Here is a 17,265-nt window from a genome sequence, read left to right on the forward strand (position 1 = left end):
AAATATATTAATTCTTATCATTTATTTCTCTCAAATACAGCCTCGCACACATTTCCGCATCATCACCGGCACGGTGGTGTGTACCTTGCTCTATTCCCAACTGTTCACAAAGATAATCCAGCGAATTACATCCAAAGGAATAAATCCTTCGGGCCATCTGCAAAGAGCATATCCATTTCAGTTCAGGCAGATGAATTCGGTAGAGTTCTGCAGAATGATGCAAACAGCTTCTGTCGAAAGGTACGTTATGAGCTACAAAAGTATCGAACTCATCCAGATAAGTCCGTTCTATTTCTTCCCATACTTGACGGAAATCAGGAGCATCTTCTGTATCATGCGGTCGGATACCGTGTACTTTTATGTTCCAATATTGATAACGGTTGTCTTCCGGGCGTACCAACCATGAACGGGTCTCTGCTATTTCTCCGTGTCTTATTACACAGATTCCCACCTCACATATTGAGGCACGTTTGGAGGTAGCCGTTTCAAAGTCTATTGCTATGAAATTTATATCTGATTTATCAGTCATTATTTGTTTTTTTATAGTAAGACAATATATTCTCTGCAAACCTGCATATTTCATCCTTTACCCATTGTGGCTCGATAACTTCTATATGGTCTGTCTGTTGGAGCAATGTTTGAAGGAAATCGTATGTAGGCCGGACTGTCATTTCGAATGTAGTAGATTCATCATCAGATGCAATTTCATGCTGAGAATCATGTATAGGTAAAGTAGCTAGGTATTTTCTTGCCCATCCGTATGCCTTAATTACCACACGCTCAATATCAATATCTCCGTCAGCTATAATGCCTACGCATCCTTCAAAATATTCATTTATATCAAATGACTCCGGAAGTTTAAATGTTATATCCGTAACTTTGACATTGAGAATCCTGTCAAGTGCGTATGTCCTTATTTCCTCTGAATATACAGACCATCCTATAAGATACCAACGGCGATTATAGACCTTAAGATGATATGGTTCTACTTGAAACGTGCTTGCATGAGACCTGCCAAAGCCTTGATGGGTTATCTCCACTACAGAGTTCTGATGCATAGCCTGAAGTATGGTTTGTAAATATTTATTCCCTGAAGGAATCTTTTCGAATGAGATGCGTTTCTCCAACTTTCTGTCTGCCTGAAGCTGGTTCAGTGTAGCATACGAATCTATCAGCCATGAACGAAAGGAATTCCCTTCTAATAAATCAGCATCTTCTATATAGTATCCATATCCACGTTTGGCATCGCATGATATGATTATATCAAAGATTGTCTGTACAGTATCTTTATGATTCATGAATGTTTTCCATGGTAATGGTTTGCCATCACCCAATCCACAGTCTTCCCATTTGTCACTTATTTCTTTAAATGTTATATATGGATGACATCTGATTAAGTCCACAAGCCATACATACCGTCCAAATTTATTTGCTGCCATGATTTTTGTTTTATCTTTTTAAAAGACATGTATTCTATCTGAAATTCACAAATATAGACTGAATTATTTTAATATTGGGTAAAACCGATTCTGTTATAAGGCAGATTTATTATTTCTTCTTTACAAAGCTTTTGAATAGTATCAAAAGAAGGTGTTTTACCATTAATAATCTCCATCATAGTATATTTACGTACAACATTATCGATCTCACCACCACTGAAATCATAAAGCGAAGCTAACTGTATCGCATCATTATAATTCAGAGTCGGCATTTTATTGAGCCAGATATTGCACTTCACTTCTACGGACGGTTTACTGAAATGTATCTTAAAAAGGAATCTTCTTTCAAAGGCTTTATCAAGATTATCAGAAAGATTAGTAGTGGCTATAAGGATCCCTTCAAGTTTTTCCATTTCTTCAAGAAGGATGTTCTGGATGGTATTTTCTGTCTGATCCACGCTGTTACCCGAGGATATGTCACGACGTTTTGAAAAAATAGCATCGGCTTCATTGAAAAGTAATATTGGCTTCAGCTTGGAGCGTTTACATAATCTTCTGTATCGGTTGAATATGTCTTTTACTATTTTTTCACTTTCGCCATACCACACACTTTTGGAAGCACTTATATCTACATGAATAATGTCACGACCGGTCTCCCGTGCCCATTGCATAACAGATTCAGTTTTTCCTGTTCCAGGATTTCCATATAGCAGTATGGAAACTCCTTTAGGTAATCCTTTTAATTCAAGTCTGTCAACCAGTGATTTATAATTGACTTCTGAAAGGGTTTCGCCAACTAATGAGAGTTGTTCACTTTCTCTACCCGAGAAGAAGAGTTTCTTTTCTTTTATCTCAGAAGATAAAATAAGATCTTTCCTGTCAACTTTTTCAATAAAAAGTTCTGCATCATCTTCAAAATAAAGGAGCTTGCCTTTATCAGTCAATTGTAGAACCGTGTATTCTCCGAACAGACTACTCATGGTAACCATTTCCACAAGATCAAGACGCTGTAATTTATGTTTCTCTTCCTTGAAAAGTTTTATATTCTCATTCCTTTCCTTAATAGGATAAAGTCTGGCTAATTCACGGCTTATATTAATTATATCGCTATTGGCACAGGCATCACAGAGCATATAAAACAATGCACGATAATCTTCTTCAGATACCAGTTCTTTTATCTTCCTGATACATGTAAGATTGGAATTATAGTTCTCCATATTTTTTATCCTTATGGCTAATTTTGAAAGAGCCTGTTTCTTTTCTATGTCATGTTCACGACTATAGATATAATCTTTAACCTTACGCGCAAAAGAATATGGATTGAGTTCTGAATACTGTTGACCAAATGCACCATAATCATCTCCTAAGAACAAGTGTTTACCACAGTTTGTAAGAAAGATATCACTATTGTCTCCTGACAGTTCAATCAAATCTGCTTTTATCAATGGATGGGTACCTTCAACAAGAAGCTTACGTTCGCGAAATTGCAATCCAAACACTTCATACATATCAGAAAGAGTTCTGTTTAATGAAGAACGTCCGTCTCCATCTTGATTGAAAAAATCAAAACATACTTCATAGAAAAGGGTACGGGACTGGATGTCAGTTATAGTATTCTTCAAATCTTTAACGATTTGCATTTCATGGTTATCCTGCTCTAGTGTTTCAATAAACTGAAACAATGCTTCAGCAGTCACATCACTATCCTGAATCTGTGAATCTACAAGCTTACAGAAATCATACCTGTCAAACTCTTTGTCAAGCATTCGTGCTTTACGGCATTCCGGCTTGATATTCTCCAATATGCAATTTATAACATAATTGGTAACCATATAATCCTGGCGTGCTATACGGCATTCACTTAGATTTGTCTGAACTATAAAACCTTTTTTCAATAATGATTTAATAACCGGGACATACTCCATGATATCCAACTGAGTACAATCAAAGTATGATGCAATATCATCAATATCACAACTTCTTCCACTGCAGCTACGATCGAATAAAGCTGTAAAAATAATTACTTCTTCTTTATTGTCTAAACCTAAAAGTTCTTTAAGACAATTCAGAGACAATAGCATTTCTTTACCACCCAATCGTTTAAGTTTACTCTCATGAAGCTTTGAGGCTACTGCCTTAATCAACTGTATCAATGTTTTTTCCATATCATTTTGTTTTATGCCACAAAATTGCATAAGTACTTATGCTAAATTTAGGCATAGATATAGAAAAGCAATTAATTTTGTTCTAGAACTTATTTTATAGTTTTCTATTGCAATTTTCTCATAACATTTATATTGCTAACGTGTTGACGGAGTTAAATTGATAAAAGATTGGTGAATAGGAAGTTGCGCATATCATTGAAACTTAATAAATTAAAGATGTCTAAACTTTTATAAACAAATATAGTATGCATAACTTATATACAATAGACGTTATATAGAATAAGGTTTTAGGGTATTGATAGCCAATAGCTCTATCCCTTATTCTGTATAAACTCTAATATTCGGAAAATCTCTGAACATATGTAACCAAGTAGCTGGTAATTTAGTCTATGAATCAGGAAATGTTTCCCAAAGGGGGTAGTTCCTAAACTCCTAGATGTTGAAGTTATGGTATTGAATTTGACATCAAAGCTGTAGGTATTAACAGTAAGCCTTTGTTGTTTACAGAATTATAGGGATATCAGATTAATATTCACAATCTTATATCTCGTGGACAATACTAATGACAGGGTAAGATAACTTCTCTCTGTATAATATAGTCTGTGAAAGAATGGCTTCCGATTAATGGTTGTACGGAAACAGCAACGTAAATACACTTCCCTCGCCGGGACAGGAACGCACGTCGATGGTGCCGCCGTGCTGGTGCATAATCTGGCGGGCCAGCGTGAGGCCAATACCCGAACCTCCGGGCTTGGTGGTGAAGAAGGGGACGAAGATACGTTCCTGCACTTCGGGCTCGATGCCGGTGCCATCGTCTGTCACGCGGAGGAAGATACGTCCGGTGGGAGTGACACCTGCAGAGAGGGTGATACAACGGGCTTCGTTCTCGCGAGCGTTCTTGATCAGGTTGATGAGCACCTGTTCCACCTGTCCTTTGTCGGCCAATAGTCGGAGCGGGGCAGGGGGCGGTGTAAGGTGCAGGTCGTTGTCTTCGGTCTGCATGAAGCGGACGACATCTTCCAGCAGGGCTGTAGCGTCGAGAGGTTGCAGCAGGGGTGGGGGCAGGTGCGACACCTCCCGGTAACTGCCTACGAAGCGGGTCAACGCATTCCCTCGTCGGGCAATGGTGGCAAGCATCTGCCGCATGTCTTCCTTCTCCTGTTCATTACCTTCCAGTCCGTCTACTTGCTTGCCCAACAATTCGGCTAAGGAGACAATAGGGGTGACGGAATTCATGATTTCATGGGTCAGCACCCGTATCAGTTTCTGCCAAGCCAGTGTCTCCTGGGTGTCGAGTGCCGAATGGATGTTCTTCAGGCTGGCGATGATCAGTTTTCGTCCTTGCAGGATGAATTCCAGGCCTGACAAGGCCAGTTGCGTGCCTTCTTCCTGCCGGTGTACCTGTATTACGTGGAGTGAACCGGGATGCAGATCACGCAGTAGCTGCGGCAGGTCGGGATGGAAGAGGCGGAGGTCTTCCACGGTCTTCGGAGCCTTCAGTACCCAGGTGTCTTCCTGCTGTTCGTCCACGGCGGAAGCCAGCAGGCGGGTAGCGGCCTCGTTCTTCCATTCGATGTTGCCTTGTGGCGTATAGACCAGTACGGCGGTGTCGATGTGGTTGGCCAGGGCCTGGAAGTAGAGCAGGCGTCCTTCCTTGCGTTGCAGGTTGGTACGGTAGTGCTCCAGCGCCTCCTGCATGCTGTCCAGTAGTTCAGGCGGCAGGCCGCGATGGCCACCTGTATGGTTGCTGCCGAAGGCTTCGGGAAATTCAGAGTAGCGCACCGACTGAATAAATTGCTCCATGAGGCGTGATGTACGCTTTATATACCGGCAGACGGACCAGGCAATGCCCAGCGTCAGCAGGGCGGACAGGCACGTGTTGATATAGAAGCCGTGTACCGCCATCCAGGCCGTGAGGAGGCACGAGGCCAGTAGGGCGGCGGTAAGCAGCAGGGGGATACGGGTCCAGAGGGTAGAGGTTGTTTTCATCTGACAGAATTTTTTGTTCACCACAGAGGACATATTCATTATAATTTATACTTCTCAATTCTCCGATACAGCGACGTCCGCGTGATACCCAACATCTCGGCGGCCAGGGTGATGTTGCCGTTGCACAGGCGGAGCACTTCGTCGATGCTTTCGCGTTCGATGCGCTCCAGGTTGTAGCGTTCCTTCTCGTCCAGCGGTTCGTGCGTCAGTCGGCTTTGCAGGTGGAAGTCGCGGGCGGCAAGCATCGGGCCCGAGGTGAGGATGACCGCCCGTTCCACGGCATGTTCCAGCTCGCGCACATTGCCCGGCCAGCGGTATTGCTGTAGCTGACGGCGTGCTTCGCGGCCGATACCTTTTATCTCCTTGTGATATTTGCGGGCATAGCGTTGCACGAAAAAGTCGGCCAGCAAGAAGAGGTCGTCGCCCCGTTCGCGCAGGGGAGGCAGACGCAGTTCGATGGTATTGATACGATAGAGCAGGTCCTGACGGAACTCGCGGCGGTCGATGGCGGTATAGAGGTCGGTGTTGGTGGCACAGATCAGCCGTACATCCACGGGATAGGCGGCAGTGGAGCCCAGACGCGAGGCACGCCGCTGCTCGATGACGGAGAGCAGTTTGGCCTGCATGGGCAGGCTGAGGTTGCCTATCTCGTTCAGGAAGAGTGTGCCGCCCGTGGCTGCCTCCATACGTCCCGGCTTGGGGCGGCGGGCATCGGTGAAGGCACCTTTCTCGTAGCCGAACAGTTCGCTTTCGAACAGTGATTCGGGGATGCTGCCCAGATCGATGTCTATGTAGGGTCTCGTGCGGCGGGGCGACTGCTCGTAGATGTAGCGGGCCAGCAGGTCCTTGCCCGTGCCGTTTTCGCCCAAGAGTAGAAGATTGGCATCGGTGTCCGAACACTTGCGCACGGTTTGCAGCAGGGCCTGCATGGCGGCCGACTCGCCGATGATGTGTGTCGGTTCGGCTGGCGTGGCCAACGCTTCGGCACGTTGTTCAAGGGTCTTCTTTTGTTCTTTCAGCACCTTTACTTCGTGTCGGCTGAAACTCAGTTGCAGGGCGGCGGATACGGTAGCCAGCAGTTTGTCGTTCTGCCAGGGCTTGGGGATGAAGTCCGTGGCTCCCTGCTTGATGGCCTGTACCGCCTTCTCTGTGTCGCTGTAGGCGGTGATGAAGATGACCACCGCCTGCGGGTCGAGTTTCAATATCTCCTCCAGCCAGGCAAACCCTTCGCGCCCGCTGACGGCGTCGCGGCGGAAATTCATGTCCAGCAGGATGACGTCGTGCCTGACGCGTGACAGCAGGGGCAGCATCTCGCGCGGGTCGTCGAGGGTAGTCACCTGTTCGGCCAGCGGGCGCAGCAGCATTTTCAGTGTGAAGAGAATATCTTCGTTGTCGTCTACGATGAGTATCTTTCCTTTTTTCATGGTGAGTACAAAGATACGTATTCTTTTTCAATAAACGCCGTACGGTAGCGTGCGATTGGTGTACGGATTCGGACGTTTTTTATCTCTCTATCCGATGATAAGCGGCTGGTGAATAGCAGTTTGAAGGTTTGGCACAGATATTGCCCTGTTTTCTTTGTAAATCCATTGTATATCGTGATGAACAGACTTTCTTTACCTTTACTGGCCTTACTTCTGCTGGCTATAGGAATCTCGTGCAGGCAACGCCGTCCGGGTATGAGCCGGGAGGAGGCGGTGGCGGAACTGGAGACACAGGCTGCCGAACAGGAAACCCGTCGCCAACAGGCTGCTGCCACTCTGGATACCTTTGCTGCCGATTATTGCCCACCCGCGGGTATCAAGTATCAGCCGACCATGATCCGTACGGGTGGCAAGGTGCTCGACGTACCTGCTGCCCTGAAGAATGTACGTGTGTTGAAGCCCAATGAGCTTGGCACCCTTACCTTCCATCCTACCGGTTACGAGGGATACGGCCTCGGTGCGGAGTTGAACCCCGTGGACGACGGCTGGCTGCTGACGGACTACGAAGGTATCTGCCTGCTCGACAAGGACATGAAGCTGCGCAAGGTGCTTTTCAAGAATGAAGTGGAAATCAGCGAAATGAAGATGGGCGACGGCATCGGATATGGCATACGCAGCAAACGGCGTCTTAGCCAGGTGGGCTACGACTCTTCCACTCGCCAGCTTCGCGGACTCTATGCCGGTCAGGAGACTGAAGCGGACGACCGTCTCCGCTATGAATATGCAGTCGCCACCCTGCCCTGGGATGTGCTTGCAGAAGCCGCCGAACCGTGGACACCCGACCACCTGCCCAGCAAGCTGCCCATCGGCAGGACGCAGGGCAATGCCTTTGCCGTCACGGCTGGCGGCTGGCTGATGACCGAACCTTTCAGCTCGCGACTCTGCACCTTCGGGCAGAAGGGCGACACGCTGTGCCGCTTCACGGTGAACGATGCCGAGGGCTACGTGCCTACCTCTACCTACCGAAGCGGTGAGGATACTGACGTCTATCATTATGACGGGAAGCTCCGCCTACGCATGGCTTACGACAACACCGTCTACGAGCTGACGGATGCCTCCACGCTCAAGGCCGTCTGGCGGTTGGACTTCGGCCCCCTGAAACGCCCCACGGGCAAGTATGTGGTGGGTAGCCTGAATAACAGTCTCGACGGATATTACCTGGTCAACAGCTGGATAGAAACAAACAGATACCTGTTGGTTCAACTGTCGCGCAGCTACGATTCGCCCAATGCCCGCACCCAGGGAACAGTGACGCTTCATACACTGGTGTACGACAAACAGACGGGCGACTTCTTCAGCCTGCCTGGACGGACCGACAAGGATGGCCGATACACCTACGCCAACCTGCCTTTCCAGGTAGAAGGGAAGGAACTCTCTCTCCTGCCTTCGTTGACGATAAGAGACCGGGCCGCTGCCTGCTTCAAAGGAAAGCGGCTGAAGGAGATGCTGCCCGACTTGCCCTTGTCGAAGCAATGGAAAGATGAGGAAATCGTCGTTGTACAGATGGAATGACGCTAAAGTCTCCCCTTGACGGGAGCGACAGAAAACAGTATATTTGTAAAACCCGAATAAAAACAGAATTATGCTAAGACATTACATCAAAGTGGCGCTTCGGCTCATCCGCCGGAGCCTGCTGTTCTCCTCCATCAACCTGATGGGGTTTGTGCTGGGCCTGACGGCTGCCTTCCTCATCTACCTGTGGGTGGTGGACGAACTGACGCACGACGACTGCTTCCGCGACGGCAGCCGCATCTATCGTGTGACGGAGCTTCGCCGCGAAGCGGGCGGGGAGGTGAAGGAGTCGCCCCGCCTGCCGCGCACACTGGCCATGGACTTCCGGCAGAAGTTCCCGCAGGTGGAGGACGCCACGGCCATCAAGTACGGCGATCAGTACTCCTACGAGGCAGAGGGCGGAAAGAAGATGACGGTGACCGAAGTTTACGTGGACAGCACCTTCTTCCGTTTCTTCACCTTTCCTGTGGTGGAAGGTACTCCCCAACGCATCAACGACAACCCGAACAACGTGGTTATCTCCTCCGAACTGGCCCGCAAGTTCTTCGGTTCGTCTTCGGCCGTAGGGCAGAAGCTGACCTATTCGTTCGGTAGCTTCACCAACGACGTCTATACGGTGGTGGCTGTGGTGGACATTCCCCGCAAAAGTCACATCCGCTTTGAAATGGCCATGTCGATGGATGCATATGGCAGAGGGGGCGTAAGCATCGATTGGGATACCTTCACGGAAAGCATGCACGTCTATGTCAAGATGAAGCAAGGATCGACCATGCTCCGCAGCGAGGCGCAGGCCATGAGCCGCCTGCTGGCCGACCGTGGCGAGAAGAACGTACGTCTCGGCTTCCAGCCCTTGCACGACATCTATCTGCATACCCGTTTTGCCGACCCCGACGTGGAGAAGCACGGCAACCTCTCCACCGTCTATCTGTTCATCGCCTTAGCGGTGCTTGTCATCTTCATGGGGGCGTTCAACTTCACTACCCTGTCCACCGCCCGCGCCTCGCTGCGCTACAAGGAGGTGGGCGTGCGCAAGGTGACGGGAGCCAAGCGACGGGTGCTCATCGGGCAGTTCCTGTCCGAAGGAATGGTGCAGGCATGCATCGCCTTGGTGTTGGCCATGGCACTGACCGAGCTGACACTGCCCTTGTTCAACCGGGTGATGGAGACCGACCTGCGATTGGAGGCGAGTTGGAGCGTGGTGCTCTACATGCTCTTCGGCATCGTGGGTGTGGGTTGCCTGGCGGGCAGCTATCCGGCGTTCTATCTCTCGTCCGTCAACCCGCTGCTGGCCTTCAAGGGCGGGCGCAAGACGGGGCGCAAGGGCGGGCTGATACGCGGATTAGTGTGCGTGCAGTTTGTTATTGCCCTGGTGCTGATGTTACTGACGGGCATCGTCTTCAAGCAGCTGCACTACATGCAGAACAAGGACATGGGGCTGGACAAGGAAAACATTGTTTGCATTTATACCAGCCTGTGGTACAACGTAGGCGACTTCAAGCAGGAGCTGCTGCGCAATCCCGACATCAAGGGTGTCTCCATGTCGTCGCCCATCGAGAACTTCGGCGAAGGCACTAATTTCAAGGACGGCAGCAAGGTGGAGTGGACCGATGTGGACGGACGCACCGACTCTGTGCGCATGGTGCAGCTGTGGGCCGACGGCGACTTCGTGAAGACCTTCGGCATGCAGTTGGTGAAGGGCAAGCTGATGGATGACGACTTCAACAACTACTGGGATCAGGGTGAGACCAAGACCGCCGTCATCAACGAAACGGCCTGGCGAGCCATGAAGGTGGCCGACCCCATCGGGATGGAAATCCGTTCGGAGTGGGGAATGCCGCTGCGCATCGTGGGTGTGGTGAAGGACTTCAACTTCCAGTCCATGCGCGAGCAGATCAAGCCTGCCTACATCTGGTACAACCCCGAGGCTCTGAGCTATCTGTACATCAAGATAGCTCCCGAACGGCGGCAGCAGACCTTGGCCTTCATCAAGGAGAAGTTCGAGGAGTTTGCCAAGCGCGACGATGCCTTTATCAAGGATTTCAGTTACCAGTTCTTCTCCGACAAGCTGAACCAGAACTACGCCCGCGAGCATCAGCAGAGCCGCATGTTGCTGTTCTTCACCGTGCTGGCCATCCTCATTGCCATGATGGGTGTGTTCGGCCTGGTGGCGCTCTCCACCGAGCAGCGCACCAAGGAGATTGGCATCCGCAAGGTGAACGGTGCGCATTCCGACCGCATCGTGCGTATGTTCTGCCGCGAGTATCTCGTCTGGGTGGGTATTGCCTTCGTGGTGGCCTGCCCCGTGGGTTACTGGCTGATGAGCAACTGGCTCAGCGAGTTTGCCTATCAGACGCCCATCAGCTGGTGGCTCTTCCTGCTGGCCGGTCTGCTGACGGCGGCCATTACGTTGCTGACGGTCGTTGGGCAGACGTGGCGCAAGGCGTCGCAGAATCCGGTAGAGTCGTTGAGATACGAGTAAATGAAGAATGAAAAATGAAGAATGAAGAATTTAAAGTATCGGTTTGATTTCTTCACTCCTAAATTCCTAAAATAACAATATGAAAACAGACAACGTAATCAAGGCCGTGGGCCTGACCAAAATATTTCGCACCGAAAGCGTGCAGACAACCGCATTGAACGAAGTGAACCTGGAAATCTATCCGGGTGAGTTTGTAGCCATCATGGGCCCGTCGGGCTGTGGCAAGTCCACGCTGCTCAACGTCATGGGCCTGCTGGACAATCCTACCTCGGGCGAACTGTGGTTCATGGGGCAGGAAGTGTCCCGATGGAAGGAAAACGACCGCACCGACCTGCGCAACGGCAACCTGGGTTTCGTTTTCCAGAGCTTCAACCTGATAGACGAACTGACGGTGTTCGAGAACGTCGAATTGCCCCTGCTCTATGCCGGCGTACCCGTCCGCGAACGTGTGGAGCGCGTGAACCGAGCCCTCGACCGCATGCAGATTACCCATCGTTCGGAGCACTATCCGCAGCAGCTCAGCGGCGGTCAGCAGCAGCGTGTGGCCATTGCCCGCGCCATTGTCACCAATCCGAAAATCATCCTGGCCGACGAGCCGACAGGTAACCTCGACTCGGCCAACGGCAACGAAGTGATGTCCCTGCTGAAGGAGCTTAACGCCGACGGCGCCACGGTAGTCATGGTGACTCACTCTGAGGAGAACGCCCGCGAGGCACGCCGCATCATCCGCATGATGGACGGCGTTATCCTGACGGAAAGCAGCCGACGATCGTCGGGAAGCTTCTGAAGCCCTTCGTGGAGCTGCGGACGATCGTCGGGAAGGTTTCGTAGGGGTACGGAAGTGTGCGGAAAGCTGTCGGCAGGGTTCCGTAGGGGTACGGAAGTGCGCGGAAAGCTGTCGGCAGGATTCCGTAGGGGTACGGAGGTGCGCGGAAAGCTGTCCGCAGGCTTTCGAGGGCCTGCGGAGGTTGGTTTCGCTGTTACTTCTTGCGTGCAGCCACGGCTAGTATCACGCCCAGCGCCACGCCCAGCAGGGCGGCGAACAGCACGCGCATCTCGCCCGGCAGCAGGAAAGTGATGGTGTGGGCGGGGAACCAGAAGAACGGAATGGTCTTCTTGAACACGAAGCCCCACTGCACCCGCCAGTTCAGGTTCTGCATGATCTCGCCCATCGGGATGGGGGTAAAGAGGCCGCGCAGAGTTCCGCCCGTTGCCAGGATGTGCGTGTCTGTAATTTTATGGAACGTCATGAAGACGGGTGCGAAGATGCTGTTCAGGCTGACGGAGATGGCGAAGGCCAGCAGTACTTTGCTCGGGGTGACGGGGCCTGCCATGATGGCGGCAGGGTCATCGACGCCCAGGTAGCCTGCCGCGGCAGGCACACCTGTGGAGAAGACGATGAACGCCAGGTTGATGCCCATGCCCAGCACGCCCCACACGACGGCACGAGGCAGGACGCCGAACCCTTTACGCAGGTACTGGCCCGTGCTGATGCGCAGGCCCAGCAGCTCGCCCAGCGTGGAGAGGACGGCAAACTTCAGGAAGCTCATCACCATGCCGTGTTCGGCATTGAACGACTGATAGCCCGCATACAGGTTGGGGGAAAGGACGAAAGGTGCGAACAGCGCCACTACAATCAGGCAGAAATAGAAATCGGTGCGTTTCATGGTTATTAGGTTGTATTTGTACATTTTGGTTTATGGCGGCACAATGTACTAATTTTTATGAATTCGGCAAATCTTTGTTCGCTAAAAATGTTGTTGTAAAAGATAAATGCCTATTTTAGGCTCTGTTTTATAACTAAACCGATATAATCATGAAAAAATTAGCTGTTCTTTTTGTCGTGTCGGCGGGCCTGTGTATGGCTGCCTGCCGTCCTGCCGCACAGAAGCAGGAGGGCGCTGTACCGCAGGCGGCGTCTGCCGTCCCTGATTCTGTAATTACGTGTAGCGGCCGTCTGGTGATGGGGCACGAAGCCTATTCGTTCACTCCCGACGGCGATACCTTGTCCTATTGGGTAGTCGACCGTTCGGGCGAGCTGAAGAAGCGTTACGAGGAGGCCCTGCCGGCCGGTGCCGAACCCTACACCCCTGTTTCTGCCGAATTGAAGGTGAAGATGCTGGGACCTTCGTCCGAAGGCTTTGCCGCCGAATATGATGGCGTGGTAGAGGTGCAGGCGATTATTCGCGTGGGCGAGTAGGTTCGCCGCCTGCCTTTCGGGCCAGTTCGGCACGGATGCGGCTCAGCGACTGGGGGGTGATGTAGAGATAGGAGGCGATGTGCTTCAGCGGTACGTGTTGCAGCAGCTCGGGCATGCGTTCGAGCAGTGATAGGTAGCGCTCCTTGGCCTGCGTGGCTCCTTCGTTGATGAGCCGTTCCTCGAACACCAGAAATTCTCGTTCGAACATTCGCCGTCCCAGGTTGGCAGCTGCTGCCGACGAGTGGAAGAAGGCCTCCAGCTCCTGCCTGCCGATGCGGTAGAGCAGGCTGTCGCTCATGGCCTCGATGGACGTACCCGACGGCCTTCCGCCCATATAGCCGCGGGTGGAGAAAAGCGATTCGCCCGTGGTGGCAAACCAGATGCTCACATCTACTCCGTTGCGCAGGTAATAGCCGCGCCAGATGCCTTGGCCTATCAGATGGAACGAGGTGTTGAGCTCGCCTTCGCGTACCAGCATCTCGCCGCGGCGGTAGGTCACGGGTTCCATCAGCGCCAGCAGGGAAGCGGCGTCCTTGCTGTTCAGGTTGTATTTCTTGCTGAATATATCGACGAATTTTTCCATATCTCTTTATTTTCATTCTCCGAGTTTCTCTTTCCTCTTTCTGCCGCGGCAATAGATGGTCAGCACGAAGAGCAGCGTCAGCGTCTCGGCGGCAGGTACGGCCAGCCAGATGCCGGGCACACCCATCACGGCGGGCATCAGCCAGAAGCACAGCAGCACCAGGATGAAGCCGCGCAGCAGGGTGACGGCCATGGCGGGACGGTCGCGCTCCACACTCTGAAAGTAGCCGATGGACACGATGTTCACGCCGAAGCACACGAAGCCGGCGGCAAAAAGCGGAAGTCCCTCCACGGCGATGCGGTAGGCCGGATAATGGGTATCGACAAACATGCCTACAATCCCTTCGGTGAAGAACTCCGTGACGAGGAACACCACCACGCCGCACACCACCGCCGTCCACAGGGCCAGGCGGAAGGCCGACCGCACCCGTTCGGGTTGTGCCGCTCCGTAGTTGTAGCTCAGGATGGGCTGTGCCGACTGGGCGATGGCATTATATACCATAAAGATGATGGGGAAGAAGTAGCAGGCAATGCTGAAGGCCGCCACGCCGTCCTCGCCCAGGTAGCGGATGAAGACGTAATTGCCCACGAACATCATGGTAGCGATGGCCGCTTCGCACAGGAAGGTAGAGAGGCCCAGGCGCATCATGTAGCCCACGTTGCGCACCGTCAGCCGCAGGCTCTTCAGGCTCAGCTTGATGCGCTCCAGGCGGATGACGTGCCGGCGTTGCAGGAGGTAGAAGAGAATCATCAGCGCCCCGAAGATGTAGCCCAGGCTCGTGGCCAGTGCGGCGCCGAACATACCCCATTGGAGAACGTAGATGAACAGCCAGTCGAGGAAGATGTTGATGAGCGCGGCCACGATGTTACAGGTCATGGCATAGTTGGGCGAGCCGTCGAGCCGCACGAAGAACATGCCTGAGCTAAGCAGCGCGCTGAACACCAGGAAGGGCACGAACCAGTACATGTACTCCACGGCCAGCGGGAGCAGCCGATCGCTGCTGCCCAGCAGGCGGGCCACCTGCTCCACGTTGCCCAGGATGGCCGCGGCATAGGCAATGAGCAGCAGGGACGAGACGATGACGGCCTGCGTCACGTTGATGCGAGCCACCTTCGGCTTGCCGTGCGACAGATGGATGGATGCCACGACCGACGCCCCGATACCGAACATCAGCGCCACGCCCGTATTGATGAGGAACAGCGGAGCGGTGATGTTGACCGCCGCCAGCGCGTCGCTACCGATGCCTTTGCCCACAAAGATGCCGTCCGTAATGATGAAAATGGCCGAAAACACCATGCCCAGCACGGTGGGTATCAGCAGCTTCCTGAACAGGGTGGGGATGTGCATGCTGCCGAAGTCGATGCTGTCTTTCAGCGGAGTGTGATTGTCTTTTTTCGTTGTCATAGCTTTTTCGTTTTTGCGGGTGCAAAGGTAAGCCAAAGTTCGGCGCGGAAGATTAACAAATGATAATTAATGCAGGGAGCCTATCGGGGGCGGCAGGAGTTTTCTGATCCCTCCTCTTCAATCTTGCGCAGGGGACGGCAGGGATTGCCTACGGCCAGCGTATGGGCGGGCACGTCATGCGTCACCACGCTGCCTGCGCCGATGACGGCCCCGTCGCCGATGGTCACACCCGGCAGGATGACCACGTTGCCGCCTATCCACACGTTGTTGCCGATGCGGATGGGGTAGGCATACTCCAGGCCTGCGTTGCGGCGGCCGATGTCGAGCGGATGGCCGGCGGTATAGATACCCACGTTGGGGGCGATGAAGACGTTGTCGCCGATGGTGACGTCGGCTCCGTCGAGGATGACGAGGTTGGTGTTGGCAAAGAAGTTGCGGCCGATGCGGATGTGGTAGCCGTAGTCGCAATAGAAGGGCGAGATGATGCATCCGCCTTCGCCCATGTGCACGATGCGGCGTATCAGGCGGTCGCGCTCGTCCGTGCGGTCGGGCGGCAGTAGGTTGTACTCATGCAGCAGGCAGCGCGTCTGTAGCATTTCCTGTTGCAGCTCGGGGTCGTTGTTGGCATCGTAGAGCAGGCCTTCGGCTGCTTTCTGTTTTTCTGTTTTCATCTGCGTAGGTTTGTTTGGAATATTTTGGGGTAAAGTTAACGCATATATGCGGAAAAACGATAATTTTGCCCGCGATAAATCTTTCAGTCACCCGTATGGAAAGGGTCTTGGTAGTATCGAACTCGAACGAGCTGGTCAGGATGAAGCCGGAGCGGATAGCCTATATCTCCTCGGACGGCAACTATGTGACGGTGGTGCTTCACGACCGCACGGAGCACGTCTTTGCCTTCAACCTCCTGCGCATGCAGAAGCTGGTCGAGACCCAGCTGGCCGAAGAGGCGGCCTGCTTCATCCGCATCGGGAAGAGCCTGATCATCAATCGCAACTACATCTATAAAATCAATCTGACGAAGCAGGAACTGATTTTGTCGGACAGCAGGCTGGACGGAGCTTTCAGACTCTCGGCTTCGCGCGAGGCCCTGCGGCAGCTGAAGGAATTGTTGGAAAAGGAGGCAGGATTATGAAGAGACACGAAGAAGACGAAATACAAGTATTGGGTCAGGCTGGCGGCGGACGGAAGCGGGGAGGCGGCAGACGCTTCCTTGGGTATCTGTTGCCCGCTTTGGTTGTAGCCCTTCTGATAACAGGCTGGTTTCTCCTCAGGAAAACGGCCGTTTCTCCACAGGAAAACGATGCTTTCCCCCTGGAAAGCGACCTGGCCTTTCTGGAAGACGGGCAGCAACCCGCGGCGGGTGTGACGAAGGAGGTGCGCATTAGCGTCGTGGACGATACGGTGAACGACGTCCCGATGCAGGTGTTTGTCATCGAGGGGGCCAAAGCGCGCCTGTGCATTGGGCGCCCTGCCGCGCAAGACACGACGGTGCTCATGGCCCTGCCTGCCGCCGATGTGCGCAAGGATAACCTGGGCATCGTGGGCGACTTCGTCTTGGACGGCCGCCGCTATGGCAACGGCAAGCGGAAGGAGGGCTATGGCGCCCTGCTCGAAGGGAAGCTCTTTCTGGGCGTTTCGGCTTCGGACACGGTGATGAACTATTGCGCCTCGCGGCAAGGCTCCTTCTTCAGGCAATATGCGCTGGTGGCCGACGGAAAGATATGGCCCAACCGCCTGAAGGGAAAATCCCTGCGGCGGGCGGTGGCGCGGAAGGCCGACGACGCCCGCGTCTATGTGGTGGTGAGCCGCCAGCGCGAGTCGCTCTACGACTTCTCGGAAGCCCTGGCCGACTATGGCATGCACGACGCCCTCTACCTGCCTGGCGGCGATGCCTATGCCTTCTGCAAGGTGGATGGTGATACCCTCTTTTTGGGCGTTTCGCAGGAGCATGTCTATCCTAACACGAACTATCTGGTCTTCGGAAAATAATATTTCGTACGGCCATCG

At 52.5% G+C, this 17,265-nt stretch carries 15 protein-coding genes and 1 pseudogene; 7 read left to right on the forward strand and 9 right to left on the reverse strand.

Going from position 1 to position 17,265, the window contains the following annotated elements; all coding sequences use genetic code 11:
• Positions 1-7: 7 nt before the first annotated feature.
• From HF894_RS02345 to HF894_RS02355, 3 genes are all read right to left on the reverse strand, one after another.
• Positions 8-529, reverse strand: coding sequence for a 3'-5' exonuclease (locus tag HF894_RS02345; protein WP_204970951.1), 522 nt, complete (start codon positions 527-529; stop codon positions 8-10).
• A complete protein-coding gene (locus HF894_RS02350; RefSeq protein WP_204970952.1) occupies positions 522-1,439 on the reverse strand; it encodes a helix-turn-helix transcriptional regulator in 918 nt (305 codons plus the stop codon). Before HF894_RS02350 ends, HF894_RS02345 begins: the two co-directional genes overlap by 8 nt.
• Positions 1,440-1,507: 68 nt before the next feature.
• Positions 1,508-3,604: an ATP-binding protein gene (locus HF894_RS02355; RefSeq protein ID WP_204970953.1), complete on the reverse strand. Its 2,097-nt coding sequence runs from the start codon at positions 3,602-3,604 to the stop codon at positions 1,508-1,510.
• Between the two features lie 337 nt (positions 3,605-3,941).
• Here HF894_RS02355 and HF894_RS15340 point away from each other — a divergent pair.
• Positions 3,942-4,116, forward strand: a pseudogene (locus tag HF894_RS15340) (IS982 family transposase); the annotation flags it as partial.
• A 109-nt stretch (positions 4,117-4,225) separates the two neighbouring features.
• Here HF894_RS15340 and HF894_RS02360 read toward each other — a convergent pair.
• Both HF894_RS02360 and HF894_RS02365 read right to left on the reverse strand, forming a co-directional pair.
• Positions 4,226-5,593: a sensor histidine kinase gene (locus HF894_RS02360; RefSeq protein WP_204970954.1), complete on the reverse strand. Its 1,368-nt coding sequence runs from the start codon at positions 5,591-5,593 to the stop codon at positions 4,226-4,228.
• 38 nt (positions 5,594-5,631) lie between these two features.
• Positions 5,632-7,017, reverse strand: coding sequence for a sigma-54-dependent transcriptional regulator (locus tag HF894_RS02365; RefSeq protein ID WP_204970955.1), 1,386 nt, complete (start codon positions 7,015-7,017; stop codon positions 5,632-5,634).
• Between the two features lie 177 nt (positions 7,018-7,194).
• Here HF894_RS02365 and HF894_RS02370 point away from each other — a divergent pair, with 177 nt between their 5' ends.
• The 3 genes from HF894_RS02370 (at position 7,195) to HF894_RS02380 (ending at position 11,855) form a co-directional block, all read left to right on the forward strand.
• Entirely contained in the window at positions 7,195-8,589 is a 1,395-nt protein-coding gene (locus HF894_RS02370) for a DUF4933 domain-containing protein (RefSeq protein WP_218417842.1), read from the forward strand.
• A gap of 70 nt (positions 8,590-8,659) precedes the next feature.
• The gene (locus HF894_RS02375; RefSeq protein ID WP_204970957.1) at positions 8,660-11,068 is read left to right on the forward strand and encodes an ABC transporter permease; all 2,409 of its coding nucleotides are present in this window, start codon (positions 8,660-8,662) and stop codon (positions 11,066-11,068) included.
• Between the two features lie 79 nt (positions 11,069-11,147).
• Positions 11,148-11,855: an ABC transporter ATP-binding protein gene (locus HF894_RS02380; RefSeq protein ID WP_204970958.1), complete on the forward strand. Its 708-nt coding sequence runs from the start codon at positions 11,148-11,150 to the stop codon at positions 11,853-11,855.
• Between the two features lie 193 nt (positions 11,856-12,048).
• Here the strand turns inward: HF894_RS02380 and HF894_RS02385 are convergent, their stop codons facing one another.
• On the reverse strand, positions 12,049-12,735 hold the full coding sequence (locus HF894_RS02385; RefSeq protein WP_204971121.1) for a hypothetical protein: 687 nt from the start codon (positions 12,733-12,735) through the stop codon (positions 12,049-12,051).
• Between the two features lie 149 nt (positions 12,736-12,884).
• Between HF894_RS02385 and HF894_RS02390 the strand changes: the two genes are divergently transcribed.
• Positions 12,885-13,268, forward strand: coding sequence for a hypothetical protein (locus HF894_RS02390; RefSeq protein ID WP_204970959.1), 384 nt, complete (start codon positions 12,885-12,887; stop codon positions 13,266-13,268).
• On the opposite strand, the gene HF894_RS02395 is transcribed toward HF894_RS02390, so the two are convergent.
• From HF894_RS02395 to HF894_RS02405, 3 genes are all read right to left on the reverse strand, one after another.
• Positions 13,249-13,851, reverse strand: coding sequence for a Crp/Fnr family transcriptional regulator (locus HF894_RS02395; RefSeq protein WP_021848150.1), 603 nt, complete (start codon positions 13,849-13,851; stop codon positions 13,249-13,251). The two genes, HF894_RS02390 and HF894_RS02395, sit on opposite strands and share 20 nt — an antisense overlap.
• A 12-nt stretch (positions 13,852-13,863) precedes the next feature.
• On the reverse strand, positions 13,864-15,225 hold the full coding sequence (locus HF894_RS02400) for an MATE family efflux transporter (RefSeq protein WP_204971122.1): 1,362 nt from the start codon (positions 15,223-15,225) through the stop codon (positions 13,864-13,866).
• Between the two features lie 110 nt (positions 15,226-15,335).
• On the reverse strand, positions 15,336-15,926 hold the full coding sequence (locus HF894_RS02405; RefSeq protein ID WP_204970960.1) for a sugar O-acetyltransferase: 591 nt from the start codon (positions 15,924-15,926) through the stop codon (positions 15,336-15,338).
• A gap of 95 nt (positions 15,927-16,021) precedes the next feature.
• On the opposite strand from HF894_RS02405, the gene HF894_RS02410 reads away from it, so the two are divergent.
• Positions 16,022-16,390, forward strand: coding sequence for a LytTR family transcriptional regulator DNA-binding domain-containing protein (locus HF894_RS02410; RefSeq protein ID WP_204970961.1), 369 nt, complete (start codon positions 16,022-16,024; stop codon positions 16,388-16,390).
• Entirely contained in the window at positions 16,387-17,247 is an 861-nt protein-coding gene (locus HF894_RS02415) for a phosphodiester glycosidase family protein (protein WP_204970962.1), read from the forward strand. Before HF894_RS02410 ends, HF894_RS02415 begins: the two co-directional genes overlap by 4 nt.
• Positions 17,248-17,265 lie beyond the last annotated feature (18 nt).

Origin of the sequence: Caecibacteroides pullorum, assembly GCF_019239235.1 — a bacterium.
Classification (GTDB): Bacteria; Bacteroidota; Bacteroidia; order Bacteroidales; family Bacteroidaceae; genus Bacteroides; species Bacteroides pullorum.